The following is a 13423-nucleotide window of genomic DNA, read 5'->3' as shown; positions in this document are numbered from 1 at the left end:
TTGTATGAATAACATATTAAAAAATATCTCGAATTCGAGATAAATCACTTGCTTTTTAATCACTTGAGTTGTAAAGTGATAGTAACGAAAGGAAATGAGTCATATGAGATAGGTACACTTCGTTCTCTAAATTACTTTCGTATGAATTATTTTTTAGCTATCACTTGACTAGTAAAACGAAGTGATTACTTTAATAAATACGTGCCTCGTTAACCAGCGAGCAGAAATATAATCCTAAAAGATAAATTAAAACTATTGGAGGAATATATAATGAACCAATTAAAAGGAATACACCATGTTACAGCGATTACAAGTAGTGCAGAAAAGAACTATGAATTTTTCACTTATGTGTTAGGAATGCGTCTCGTTAAGAAAACGGTAAATCAAGATGATATTCAAACTTATCATTTATTCTTTGCAGATGATAAAGGTAGTGCAGGAACGGATATGACATTCTTTGACTTCCCGGGCGTTCCGAAAGGTGTACACGGTACAAATGAAATTTCAAAGACTTCATTCCGCGTTCCAAGCGATGCAGCACTTGCATATTGGGTGAAACGTTTTGACCGTCTTGAAGTGGAACATACAGGAATTAAAGAGCAATTCGGTAAGAAAACTCTTTCTTTCTTTCGTTGACTTTGATGATCAACACTATCAATTAATCTCAGATGAATTGGATAAAGGGGTGGAATCAGGTACACCGTGGCAAAACGGACCAGTTCCATTAGAATACGCAATTACTGGATTAGGACCTGTATTTATTCGTATCGCGAACTTTAGTTATTTCAAAGAAGTACTAGAAAAAGTTCTATTATTTAAAGAGATTGCTCAAGAAGGAGAATTCTACTTATTTGAAGTAAACGAAGGTGGAAATGGTGCATCTGCCATTGTAGAACATAATACGGTTCTTCCTGAAGCACAACAAGGTTTTGGTACAGTGCATCATGCCGCATTCCGCGTAGAGGATCGCGCTGTATTAGAAGAGTGGATTGAGCGACTAAGTCGAGTTGGACTCCCTTCATCTGGTTATGTAAATCGTCACTTCTTTGAGTCATTATACGCAAGAGTTGCGCCGCAAATTTTATTTGAGTTTGCGACAGATGGCCCTGGTTTTATGGGAGATGAGCCATACGAAACACTTGGAGAAAAATTATCGTTACCTCCGTTCTTAGAGCCAAAGCGTGAAGAAATCGAAAAATTAGTTCGTCCGATTGATACAGTGAGAAGTACTAAGGAATTTATTAAAGAGTAAAAATAGAGATAATAAGTAGGAGAGCAAGTAGTTTTAGCTGATAGCTGGAATTGCTTGCTCTTTTATCAGTAAAATAATTGACTTACTTTTAATGCGTAACTATAATGGTTACATAACAACCATCGGTAATAGCGGTGAGTAATATTTTTTTAGTATAATTGTAACTGTTTTAGTTACAATTAAAATTAATCATAAAACAACCAAAAAATGTAAAAACTTTAAATAGCAACATGAGAAAGGAGACGGGGATTTTGAAACGGTTTAAGTTTTATATGGTTAGCGGTATTGTTCTTGTTGTATTAGTAGTATGTAACTTCGTTGATAAACCGATTGCGAAGGTTGAAGAAGTGAAGGATACTGTTATGATGAAGATAAATACGAAAGAGAAGATGGCACAGATTGATGGACAGACGATTTATTTTAAGCAAATTGGTGAAGGAAAACCGCCTTTACTTATGCTTCACGGGTTTGGTGGTTCTTCAGATGGGTTTAGTGATATTTATCCGGAACTTGTAAAGGACCACACGATTATCGCTGTTGATATTTTAGGATTTGGACGTTCTTCTAAGCCGGTTGATTTTCAGTATTCGTTTCCTGCGCAAGTGAATTTATATTATAAGTTAATGAAGCAACTTGGATATGATCAATTTGCGGTACTTGGTCATTCGATGGGCGGAGAGATGTCCCTTAATTTAGCGTATCTATATCCGGACGCGGTTACCCATCTCGTTTTAGCGGATTCTACAGGGATTGAATCTTTCCAGCAAAAAGAAAGTTATGGAATGCCGCCACTATCGACGGACTTACAAACTGTAACAGAGATTACGGATTATAATAAAAATGAAGTGAAAAATAGTCGCGATGATAAAAAGCATTATGATGAGCTTACGAAAATGAGAGAGCGCCGTATTGCGATGGAAGCGGATAAAATTAAGGTGCCGACTTTAATTATTTGGGGTAGGCACGATAAGAGCGTTTCTTGGAAAAATGGTGAACTGTATCATCAGTTATTTGCAAATAGTACGTTTCATATTATTGAAAAAGGATACCACGCGCCGTTCCGCCAAGAACCAATCGAGTTTATGGAATATGTACAAGCGTTCTTCGCGAAGAATCCACAATGAAATTTTAAGCATAAATCCACTTCTTTCCTCATAAAGTGAAACTAATAAGGCTTGTCTAAGGAAAGGGATGAACGAAAGTGGAAACTTTACCATGGTGGATTTATCTTGTAATCATTGGGATTGTATTGAGTGGCTACATGGTTTTATATACTTCGAAAAAAGAGCAAGAGATGGATAACGATTTTATCGAAAAAGAAGGCGAAGTATATATGAAGCGCTTAGAAGAAGAACGAGAGAAACGTAATCAGGATAGCGATAAAGATTCGGTATTGCTTTAATAGAAACTTTTGAAGAAGAGAAAAGGATTTCTCTTCTTTTTTATATGTTAGTTTGTTGGATACTCCCTTTTAAATTAAGATCGCATCAAGCTTTAGCGGATTGTTAAGGCAGAACCCCTTGTATCCATAGTCACAGTAACCATCCAAATCCCAATTCATACACTATGATGGAGGCTTTTTACTTAATAATCGGATGAAAAAGGAGTGTAATGATGAAAAAACGTACTGTTAATGAAGCGGGAGGGAATATACCACAACCAATCCGCAGTGATGGAGCAGGTGCGATTGACTCTGGGCCACGTAATGTTATGCGGGATATTCAAAATCCGAATATGCTCGTTCCGCCTATAACTGATGCTGGATTAGTTCCTAACTTGAAATTTTCATTCTCAGATACTTCTATGATTTTGAAACAAGGCGGGTGGTCTCGGGAGATTACTGCTCGGGAACTTCCGGTTTCGACTACGATTGCTGGGGTAAATATGAGTTTAACGGCCGGGGGAGTACGTGAACTTCATTGGCATAAGGAAGCGGAATGGGCGTATATGCTTTTAGGACGGGCGCGAATAACTGCAGTTGATCAAAATGGACGGAATTTTATTGCTGATGTTGGTCCGGGGGATCTTTGGTATTTCCCACCTGGAATTCCGCATTCCATTCAAGGATTGGAACATTGTGAATTTCTACTCGCATTCGATGATGGACACTTTTCTGATTTATCTACCTTAGCTATTTCTGACTGGTTTGCGCATACGCCAAAAGAAGTTCTATCGTCTAACTTCGGAGTACCGGAGAGTGCTTTTAACTCCATTCCTTCAGGTCAAGTTTATATTTATCAAGGGGAGGTGCCGGGTTCGTTTGAGAGCCAGGAAGTCCAGTCGCCAGAAGGAGAAGTTCCTTTAACGTTTAAACATGAACTGTTAAAACAAAAACCGATTAAGACACCTGGTGGTAGCGTTCGAATTGTAGATTCTACGAATTTTCCTATTTCAAAAACAATTGCAGCGGCGCTCGTTGAGATTGAGCCTGGTGGAATGAGAGAACTTCATTGGCACCCGAATAATGATGAGTGGCAATATTATCTTACCGGGCAAGGGAGAATGACTGTGTTTCTTGGAAATGGTACAGCTCGTACATTTGATTATAGAGCTGGTGATGTCGGATATGTACCGTTTGCGACTGGACATTATATTCAAAACACAGGTGACGAAACATTATGGTTTTTAGAGATGTTCAGAAGCAACCGCTTTGAAGATGTATCGTTAAATCAATGGATGGCATTGACTCCTAAAGAAATAGTGGAAAGTAATGTGCATGTTGGCCCGCAATTGATGGATTCTTTACGTAAAGAAAAGTGGCCCGTTGTGAAATACCCTGGGTTTTCATATAGTCCGAAAAACGATGGATAAAAATGAATATTTACGTTATTCTTTCTGGAGAGTGATAGGAAGGAATGGCGTATTTTTTATGTCTAGTCCTGTCTTTACTAGTATTCGTTATTTGTATTATTGTTCGGGAAATTATTATAGAAGAAAAGTATATGGAATATACATACTACATAGCGCCATTTTAAAGTGTAACGCACAAGTTGCATAGGCGATGCAACGATAACTAGCTTTACTCTTCATCATTTATTTGACCATACTAGACGTAGAGAGGTGATAAGAACAGTATGATTTTTAGCGAACGCTTAAAAGAAGAAAGGGAAAAAAGAAATTGGTCGCAAAATGATTTGGCTGAAAAAATTCATGTAAGTAGGCAGTCTGTTTCGAAATGGGAGACGGGAAAGAACTATCCGAGCATTGAAATTATTATTCATTTAAGCGATCTGTTCGGTATTACAATTGATGAGTTATTGAGGAGCGATGAAGAGTTGACGCAGAAAGTAATTGAAGATAGTAAATAATTAGCGCATCCAAAATGGAAGGTGTTTTTTGATAGTCTATTCATGCTGGGAGTATTTTTGTTTATTACAAAAATCGTTGTATGGATGTTAAATAAGTTTGCAGGAGCAAGCATTACAATTGTCGCAGATGCACCATATGTAATGAATTTTTTACCCCTCATATTAATGGTTATAGGTGGTACGGTTTCTGATAAGTTGAAGAAAATATATAGGTAATGAAGGAAATTCCCCACACTAGCTGTTCTTTCCACTCAAATTGTGTACTATAAAGAATAGATAGGAAGGGGACATTTAGAATGGAATTTCATGAGCAGAAGATTTTGCCGGCAGTGAGGCAGATTAAAGATTTGGAAAAGCTATTACATAGTTCGTATGAGTATATTGTTATTTTAGATATTCATGTCGGTCAATTGAAGAGTGTTGTGTCACTTGCGAAGCAGCATAATAAAAAAGTATTTTTACATGTTGATTTGATCCATGGATTACAAAGTGATGGGCATGCGACGGAGTTTTTATGTCAGGAATATAAACCGTACGGGTTATTGTCGACAAAGGCGAGCGTAATTATGAAGGCGAAGCAAAAAGGTGTCGTCTCCATTCAACGCATCTTTTTAATTGATTCTAGCGCGATGGAAAAGAGCTGTAATTTGCTAGAAAAGACGAAGCCGGATTATATAGAGGTGCTTCCTGGTGCGTTAACGGGTGTCATTGCTGAGGTGAAAGAGCGTACAGGTGTACCGATTTTAGCAGGTGGTTTTATTCGAACTGTAGAAGACGTTGAAAGAGCGTTAAATGCTGGTGCGACAGCAATTACGACATCGAAAAAAGAATTATGGAAACATTACCAAAAAAAGTGACGAAAATGTGAAAAAATTCTGTTGACACCGCTTTCATTAGAGGTTAACATTATAGACAAGTTAATAAACGTGACGGAGAAAAGAAGAGATCCACATTTTATTGTTTCTATATATATTATATAGAAGCATGTAAGCTGTGGATCTTTTTCTTTTGAAAAAAAACGAATGGCCATTCATTTTACCTCTATCACTTTTCGAAAGCATTTAAATTGATTGTGGAGGGATTTTATGTCAGCATTTTTAGGGGAATTAATAGGGACAGCGTTGTTAATCTTACTTGGTGGCGGCGTTTGCGCTGGTGTAAGTTTAAAGAAATCGTTTGCGAAAGATTCTGGTTGGATTGTAATTACAATGGGTTGGGGTCTAGCGGTTGCTATGGCAGCGTATGCAGTTGGATCAATTAGTGGGGCACATTTGAATCCGGCTTTAACGATAGGACTTGCGTTTAAGGGAGCGTTCCCATGGAGTGACGTACCTATGTATATCGCAGCACAAATGATTGGGGCAATTATCGGGGCAGTTCTCGTATATTTACATTACTTACCACACTGGAAAGAAACAGAAGATCCAGGAACAAAGTTAGGTGTATTTGCAACAGGTCCAGCAATTCCGAATACATTTACAAACCTTTTAAGTGAAATGATTGGAACATTCGTTTTAGTATTTGGTATATTAGCAATTGGAGCAAATAAATTTGCAGATGGTTTAAATCCATTTATCGTAGGTTTCTTAATTGTAAGTATTGGTTTATCATTAGGTGGAACAACAGGATACGCAATCAACCCGGCTCGTGATTTAGGTCCGCGTATTGCACACTTCTTCCTTCCGATTGCAGGAAAGGGCGGTTCAAACTGGAAGTATGCATGGATTCCAGTAGTTGGTCCAATTCTAGGTGGATCACTTGCAGGATTATTCCATCAAGTTGTATTTGAAGGAAAACAAAATTCAGCACTTATTTATGTGATTATTACAACTGTGATTGTACTAACAATCTCTTATATGACAAGTAAAAAAAGTGAAACTACTACAAATAGTAGAAAAGTAGCATAGGGGGAAACTGATATGAAAAAATATATTCTTTCATTAGACCAAGGAACAACAAGCTCACGCGCAATTCTTTTCAATAAAGAAGGAAAAATCGTTCATTCAGCTCAAAAAGAGTTTACACAACATTTTCCAAAGCCAGGCTGGGTTGAGCATAATGCACAAGAAATTTGGGGATCTATTTTAGCAGTTATCGCAACTTGTTTAAGCGAAGCAGATGTGAAGCCAGAACAAATCGCTGGTATCGGTATTACGAACCAACGTGAAACAGCGGTTGTATGGGATAAAACGACTGGAAAACCAATTTATAACGCAATCGTATGGCAATCTCGTCAAACAGTTGAAATTTGTGATGAGTTAAAAGAAAAAGGTTATAGCGAGATGGTTCGCGAAAAAACAGGTCTTTTAATTGATGCATACTTCTCTGGTACGAAAGTAAAATGGATTTTAGATAACGTTGAAGGTGCAAGAGAAAAAGCGGAAAACGGCGAGTTGTTATTCGGAACAATTGATACATGGCTTGTATGGAAGTTATCTGGTGGTAAAGCGCACGTAACAGATTACTCAAATGCATCACGTACATTAATGTTTAACATTCATGATCTACAGTGGGATGAAAAGCTTCTAGACATGTTAACAGTACCAAAGAGCATGCTTCCAGAAGTACGTCAATCATCTGAAATATATGGAGAAACAATTGATTACCACTTCTTCGGTCAAAATGTGCCGATCGCAGGTATAGCTGGTGACCAGCAAGCAGCATTATTTGGACAAGCTTGTTTCGGTGAAGGTATGGCGAAGAATACTTACGGAACTGGTTGCTTCATGTTAATGAACACAGGCGAAAAAGCAGTAGCTTCTGAGCATGGCCTATTAACAACAATTGCATGGGGTTTAGATGGTAAAGTGAATTACGCATTAGAAGGAAGTATTTTCGTAGCAGGTTCTGCAATTCAGTGGTTACGTGACGGAATGCGCATGTTTAAAGATGCGAGTGAGAGTGAAGTGTATGCTAGCCGTGTTGAGTCAACTGAAGGTGTATACATAGTACCAGCATTCGTAGGATTAGGTACACCGTACTGGGATAGTGAAGTACGCGGCGCTATGTTTGGTGTAACACGCGGTACGACGAAGGAGCATTTCATTCGTGCGACGCTAGAATCTTTAGCATACCAAACGAAAGATGTACTATGCGCGATGGAAGCTGATTCAGGTATTAAACTGAATACATTACGTGTTGATGGCGGGGCAGTTAAGAATAACTTCTTAATGCAGTTCCAAAGCGATATGTTAGACGTTCCTGTAGAGCGTCCAGTGATCAGTGAAACGACAGCTTTAGGTGCAGCATACTTAGCAGGTCTTGCGGTTGGATATTGGAAAAACCAAGACGAAATTAAAGCGCAGTGGAATATGGATAAACGCTTTACACCAACAATGGAAGCGGAAACAAGCGAAGAGCTATATGCTGGATGGAAAAAGGCAATTGAAGCAACTAAAGCTTTCAAATAATCATAAACAGTGTTATAATGATGACAAGTTAATAATTCGGTAGGAGATTTGGAGAGACCACAACACGCTATAGAGGCGAAATCTATAGCGGAGTTCGTGGTCTCTTTTTTCGTTATCAAAGGGAGGAATTACCATGAAATTTTCAAGTAAACAACGTAAAGACGTATTAAACGGAGTAAATAAACAAGAGTTAGATGTGATCGTAATTGGTGGAGGTATTACTGGTTCTGGTATTGCATTAGATGGGGCAACACGCGGTTTATCAACAATTGTGTTTGAAATGCAGGACTTTGCAGCAGGTACATCAAGTCGTTCAACGAAACTTGTACACGGCGGTTTACGTTATTTAAAACAACTTGAAGTGAAAATGGTAGCAGAGGTGGGGAAAGAGCGTGCGATCGTATATGAGAACGGTCCCCATGTAACAACACCAGAGTGGATGTTACTTCCGTTCCATACAGGCGGCACGTTCGGGTCATTTAGTACATCAATTGGTCTTCGTGTATACGACTTCTTAGCAGGTGTAAAACGAAGCGAGCGCAGAAAGATGTTTAACCGTGAAGAAACGCTAAATAAAGAGCCTCTTGTAAAACAAGAAGGATTAAAGGGCGGCGGTTACTACGTAGAATATCGTACAGACGATGCGCGTCTTACAATTGAAGTAATGAAAGAAGCGATTGAACACGGTGCGAAAGCTGTTAACTACGCAAAAGTAGACAGTTTCTTATATAAAGATGGAAAAGTATGCGGTGTACGTGTAATCGATTTACTAGACGGAGAAGTGTATGAAGTTTACGGTAAAAAAATTGTAAACGCAGCTGGTCCTTGGGTAGATACACTTCGTGAAAAAGATAACTCGAAAAAAGGGAAAGTACTTCAGTTATCAAAAGGTGTTCACTTAGTAATTGACCAAAAACGTTTCCCATTAGGGCAAGCGATTTACTTTGATACACCAGATAAACGTATGGTGTTTGCGATTCCTCGCGAAGGAAAAACGTACGTAGGTACAACAGATACGTTCTATGATAAAGACGCAGCTGTACCGCACATGACAACAGAAGATCGCACATATATCATTAATGCGATTAACTACATGTTCCCAAGCGTGAAAATTACGGAAAAAGATGTGGAATCAAGCTGGGCTGGTGTACGTCCGTTAATTTATGAAGAAGGTAAAAATGCATCTGAAATTTCTCGTAAAGATGAAATTTGGACTTCTGAATCTGGTTTAATTACAATCGCGGGCGGAAAATTAACAGGATACCGCAAAATGGCTGAAATGGTAGTAGACTACGTAACGAATCTATTACAACAAGAAGGACATAGCGCATATCCGAAGAGCGATACGAAACATATGCCAATCTCTGGTGGGCATGTAAGTGGTTCACACGGATTCCCGGCATTTATCGCGAAAAAATCAGGCGAAGGTACGAAATACGGTTTAACGACAGCGCAAGCGGAAAAATTCGCTAAATTCTACGGCTCTAACGTTGATGTACTGTTTGACTTAGCGAAAAAACATAAAGACGAAGCGAAAGAATACAACATGCCGCTAGACGTTCTTATCCCGCTTGTATACGCGATGGATTACGAAATGACAGCGAAACCAGTTGACTTCTTCGTACGCCGCAGAGGCGCTGTATTCTTCAACATCCACTGGGTATATGAGTGGAAAGAAGCAGTAATCAACTACATGGCTGCGAAACTAGGCTGGAGCAAAGAAGAGCAAATGAAATACACAGCTGAACTAGAAAAAGCGTTAAGAGATGCTGTAATTCCTGTAGATCAACAAGAACAAGCAGCTGCGTTAGCGTAAAATAGAGAACCACCTGAAGGGAAGCCTTTAGGTGGTTTTTTGTTTTATTATGAATGCGCTAAAATCTCAACTAAAGTGTTGTATTATAATAAAAGATTTACCCTTCGTAAAGAGAATTAAGTTTGAAATTAAGGTTTAAAAAACGGTATGGACATTGCCAACCGTATTTTTTTATGGATTTATAAAACTTTTCCATGGCGTACGTCGTCTAATAAATGGGAAGGAGGAAATGATGTGGATGAATTAACGGTAGAAGCGTTTGAAATAGAAGATAAGGAGGACCTTATCGACGAAATAATGAACAAGTATGGACAGGAGATCTTACAGCTTGTTTATTCATATGTGAATAATAAAGAGGTTGCGGAGGATTTAACGCAAGATATATTTGTTAAATGTTATAAATCTCTTCATACATACAAAGGGAAATCAAATGTAAGAACGTGGTTGTGGAGAATTGCCATTAATCATTGTAAGGACTATATAAAAAGTTGGTATAACAAAAAGGTAATCGTGACAGAGGATGAATCTACGTATATTGGGAGTCAAAAAGAAAGTGTTGAACAAACTGTCATTCAAAATGCAGAAGACCGTAGGCTGGCTTCTGCAGTAATGAATTTACCGATAAAATATCGAGAAGTCATTTATCTATTTTATTATGAAGAATTATCAATTAAAGAGATTGCTATGGTAATAGAAGTGAAGGAAAACACGATAAAAACGAGACTGAAAAAAGCGAAGGAGCTTTTGAAGAAAGGATTGGAGGAATAATCAAATGGAAGATCGATTAAAAGGCCTACGAAAATCAATGGAGAATACAACGTTTAAACATTTGAGTTTTTCTGATCAGCATCGAAAGCAGGTGCGCGAAAAAATCAATGCATCACACGAAAATGAAGAAGACATCTCTTTAGCGGTTTTACAACTTCTCATGAATGAAAAAACAGGGTACGAACTGGCGCAGCTACTACGAGGGAGAGGGATTCGAAAATTCGAAGGAAATGAAGGGTTTTTATATACCGTATTACATCGTCTAGAACAGAATCACTTTATCCAATCTAGTTGGGATCATTCAGGAGCTAAATATTATCAATTAAATGATAAGGGAAGAAAGATGCTACGAAAGGCAGAAAAAGATTCTACGAAGGCGCGATTTATATTAAAAGGATTAGTACAGGAGTGAGATAAAATTGAACGAAAAAGGGGAGCGTTTTTTAAGCGAAGTCACCAATCATATTAAATCAAAAGAAGCAAAGAGCTTTGTGGCAACTGAACTAGATTTTCACATGAAACAGGCGAAGAATATGTGGATAGAGAAAGGCTTAAGTGAGGAAGTTGCTGAAGATAAAGCTGTTGAACAAATGGGAAGTCCAATTAAACTTGGCAGGGAACTTAACAAACTTCATAAGCCGAAGATTGATTGGTTCATTATTAGTTTATTAGTGATTGCTATGGGGCTAGGTTTTTTGCCACTAGTAGCTCTTGGACATACGAATGATTTACTAATGAACAAGGTGATATTTGTTATTCTCGGTGTTGTAGCAGCTTTAGGGATGATGCTGATTGATTATCGAAAATTAGAGAGACTTGGATGGCTGTTTTATACAATCGGAGCACTTATTCTGTTAATGATAAAATGTTTTCCGAATGCTTTCATGAATGGAGAAGCGTTAATACAAATTGGTCCCATCGCAATTGGATGTTTAATGGCAGTACCATTCTTTCTGTTAGCTTGGGCTTCTTTTTTTAATAACAGTAGATTAAAGGTAAGGCACCTTCTGATTTTGTACTTATTTTCTTTGTATTTATTTTTAACTGTATCGGTTCTTGCGCCAATTTTCATCTATGTCACGATGGTATTCGTTATGCTTTGGTGGAGTAAGTTAGGAAAGAAAAAGGCATTGATTATTACAATTGTACCAATTTGTTTATTTATTATCAGAGTATTCTATTCCTGGTCCTCAGTAAAAGAATACCGGATGGCCAGAATTTTAGGGTATTTAAATCCAGAGGGTGATGCAGATGGTCCAGGGTTTATGTATTTACGTTTAAAAGAGGCAATGTCGTCGGCAGGTTGGTTTGGTACATATGGAAATGTAAAGTCTATCCCTGCTGCCCATACTGATTTTGTATTTGCCAGTTTGACTTACTATTATGGATATGTGCTTGCGCTAATCCTTGTCTTGATTCTTTCTCTTTTTGTAGCAAGGATAATGGTCATATCTTATAAAATAAATGATCGGTATGGTAAATTGCTTCTCGTTGGAGGAGTGACTCTTTTTGTAGTCCAGTTTATTTATAACGTTGGTATGATCATAGGTTTATTACCGATTGCTTCTATATCTTTACCCTTTATTAGCTATGGATTGATACCAACTCTGTTTCACGCATTTTTAATGGGTATTGTGTTAAGTGTGTATCGACGTAAAGATATTTCATTTAGAATGAGAAAAACACCTTAATACTTATATAAGTTGTATATAAAGGAATTCATTATTATGATCAAGTACAAACGTAGATAGATAGTAGAAGAGGGTTATGATAAAATAACCCTCTTTTCGTGTTTAAATAAAAGGATGTGCTTTCTGTTACTTTGTATGTATTTTTGCGTTTTAAGAAATTTAAGTAAGTGCTTGTTTGCATGCGTATCACTATTTTATGTACAATAAAAGAAAAACCTCTTATGAGATGGGGAGAGGAAAACCCATGTCCAGCCAACAATTAGTGAATTTACGCATTGATTTTGCTTTTAAACAATTATTTGGCACAAGTGGAAATGAAGATATTTTAAGTGCTTTTTTAAATGCGATGTTACAGGATTCTTTAGAATCACCCATTGTTTCGTTACAATTAGCAGATCCACATTTACACAGGGAACATGAAGAAGATAAGTTATCTATTTTAGATATTTCAGCTACATTAGACACAGGAACAAAAGTCAACGTAGAAATACAGCTCAATAATAATCATGATATGATTAAACGCAGTTTATATTATTGGGGAAGGCTATACACATCTCAACTTCAAAAAGGAATGCCATACAGCTCTCTTCATAAAACAATTACAATCAATTTGTTAAATTTCGTTATGTTTCCTGAATACGAGGCATTCCATACAACAGGAGTCTTATGGAATCGACAACAACAGAAAATATTGAGTAGTGATATCGAAGTTCACATCGTAGAGATTCCGAAACTCATGCAACAGTGGCGGAATGAACAAGTAAATCCCTGGGAAGATTTGTTTGTTCGTTGGTTATTATTACTTCCGGCAAACGAGGATGAACAACTAACCCAAACATTGGAGGACATTGCGATGAACCAAGACCCGATTTTACAAAAAGCGATGAATAAATGGGAGCGTATGAGTCAAGATTCTTCTTTCCGACAAGCATATGAAGCAAGAGAGAAAGCTTTGATGGATGAAGCCGCAAAGTTCGCTCATGCTCGTAATGAAGGAAAGAAAGAGGGGATTGAAGAAGGTAAGATTCAATTAATTCGTGGAATGCATAAAAATGGAATGCCGATCGAAGATATTGCAAAGTTTACAAATTTACGCTTAGAAGAAATACGAAGCATTTTACAAGTCTAAATGATAAAAAACACCTCCATTGAATTTGCATACTTAGTATGCGAATTCA

The 13423-nt window shown here is 37.6% G+C and carries 11 protein-coding genes and 2 pseudogenes; all 13 read left to right on the top strand.

The window, feature by feature from the left end; all coding sequences use genetic code 11:
* Positions 1–270 precede the first annotated feature (270 nt).
* The 13 genes and pseudogenes from MKX77_RS19025 (at position 271) to MKX77_RS18965 (ending at position 13374) form a co-directional block, all read left to right on the top strand.
* Positions 271–1252, top strand: a pseudogene (locus MKX77_RS19025) (ring-cleaving dioxygenase).
* 251 nt (positions 1253–1503) lie between these two features.
* Positions 1504–2376 (top strand): alpha/beta fold hydrolase, encoded by an 873-nt coding sequence (locus MKX77_RS19020; protein WP_341307493.1) that lies wholly within the window; start codon positions 1504–1506, stop codon positions 2374–2376.
* 77 nt (positions 2377–2453) lie between these two features.
* Positions 2454–2654 carry a sporulation YhaL family protein gene (locus MKX77_RS19015; RefSeq protein ID WP_002087191.1) on the top strand — a complete coding sequence of 67 codons (201 nt, stop codon included), beginning with the start codon at positions 2454–2456 and terminating at the stop codon, positions 2652–2654.
* A gap of 212 nt (positions 2655–2866) precedes the next feature.
* Positions 2867–4063: an oxalate decarboxylase family bicupin gene (locus MKX77_RS19010; protein WP_341307492.1), complete on the top strand. Its 1197-nt coding sequence runs from the start codon at positions 2867–2869 to the stop codon at positions 4061–4063.
* Positions 4064–4326: 263 nt separating this feature from the next.
* Positions 4327–4776 (top strand): annotated as a pseudogene (locus MKX77_RS19005) (helix-turn-helix domain-containing protein).
* A gap of 80 nt (positions 4777–4856) precedes the next feature.
* Entirely contained in the window at positions 4857–5417 is a 561-nt protein-coding gene (glpP, locus tag MKX77_RS19000) for a glycerol uptake operon antiterminator GlpP (RefSeq protein WP_000394293.1), read from the top strand.
* Positions 5418–5645: 228 nt separating this feature from the next.
* Entirely contained in the window at positions 5646–6467 is an 822-nt protein-coding gene (gene glpF, locus MKX77_RS18995) for a glycerol uptake facilitator protein GlpF (protein WP_002087184.1), read from the top strand.
* 12 nt (positions 6468–6479) lie between these two features.
* A complete protein-coding gene (glpK, locus tag MKX77_RS18990; protein ID WP_341307491.1) occupies positions 6480–7970 on the top strand; it encodes a glycerol kinase GlpK in 1491 nt (496 codons plus the stop codon).
* Positions 7971–8103: 133 nt separating this feature from the next.
* The gene (gene glpD / locus MKX77_RS18985; RefSeq protein ID WP_341307490.1) at positions 8104–9786 is read left to right on the top strand and encodes an aerobic glycerol-3-phosphate dehydrogenase; all 1683 of its coding nucleotides are present in this window, start codon (positions 8104–8106) and stop codon (positions 9784–9786) included.
* A gap of 234 nt (positions 9787–10020) precedes the next feature.
* Positions 10021–10554 carry a sigma-70 family RNA polymerase sigma factor gene (locus MKX77_RS18980; RefSeq protein ID WP_215555470.1) on the top strand — a complete coding sequence of 178 codons (534 nt, stop codon included), beginning with the start codon at positions 10021–10023 and terminating at the stop codon, positions 10552–10554.
* A 4-nt stretch (positions 10555–10558) separates the two neighbouring features.
* Positions 10559–10966, top strand: a complete 408-nt coding sequence (locus MKX77_RS18975; protein ID WP_341307489.1) for a PadR family transcriptional regulator — start codon at positions 10559–10561, stop codon at positions 10964–10966.
* Between the two features lie 7 nt (positions 10967–10973).
* Positions 10974–12245, top strand: a complete 1272-nt coding sequence (locus MKX77_RS18970; protein ID WP_341307488.1) for an FtsW/RodA/SpoVE family cell cycle protein — start codon at positions 10974–10976, stop codon at positions 12243–12245.
* 244 nt (positions 12246–12489) lie between these two features.
* Complete coding sequence (locus MKX77_RS18965) at positions 12490–13374, top strand: Rpn family recombination-promoting nuclease/putative transposase (protein ID WP_341307487.1); 885 nt, start codon at positions 12490–12492, stop codon at positions 13372–13374.
* Positions 13375–13423: the final 49 nt, after the last annotated feature.

It is taken from the genome of Bacillus sp. FSL R9-9410 (assembly GCF_038050385.1).
Classification (GTDB): domain Bacteria; phylum Bacillota; class Bacilli; order Bacillales; family Bacillaceae_G; genus Bacillus_A; species Bacillus_A cereus_U.
The sequence above is the reverse complement of the archived record's forward strand: the minus strand, read 5'-3'. Positions and strand labels throughout refer to the sequence as shown.

What these genes read in the sequence shown, in the direction of transcription:
- MKX77_RS19010 (WP_341307492.1), top strand. Translation starts at nt 2,867, where the DNA reads ATGAAAAAACGTACTGTTAATGAAGCGGGAGGGAATATACCACAACCA.
- glpP (WP_000394293.1), top strand. Translation starts at nt 4,857, where the DNA reads ATGGAATTTCATGAGCAGAAGATTTTGCCGGCAGTGAGGCAGATTAAA.
- glpF (WP_002087184.1), top strand. Translation starts at nt 5,646, where the DNA reads ATGTCAGCATTTTTAGGGGAATTAATAGGGACAGCGTTGTTAATCTTA.
- glpK (WP_341307491.1), top strand. Translation starts at nt 6,480, where the DNA reads ATGAAAAAATATATTCTTTCATTAGACCAAGGAACAACAAGCTCACGC.
- glpD (WP_341307490.1), top strand. Translation starts at nt 8,104, where the DNA reads ATGAAATTTTCAAGTAAACAACGTAAAGACGTATTAAACGGAGTAAAT.
- MKX77_RS18975 (WP_341307489.1), top strand. Translation starts at nt 10,559, where the DNA reads ATGGAAGATCGATTAAAAGGCCTACGAAAATCAATGGAGAATACAACG.
- MKX77_RS18965 (WP_341307487.1), top strand. Translation starts at nt 12,490, where the DNA reads ATGTCCAGCCAACAATTAGTGAATTTACGCATTGATTTTGCTTTTAAA.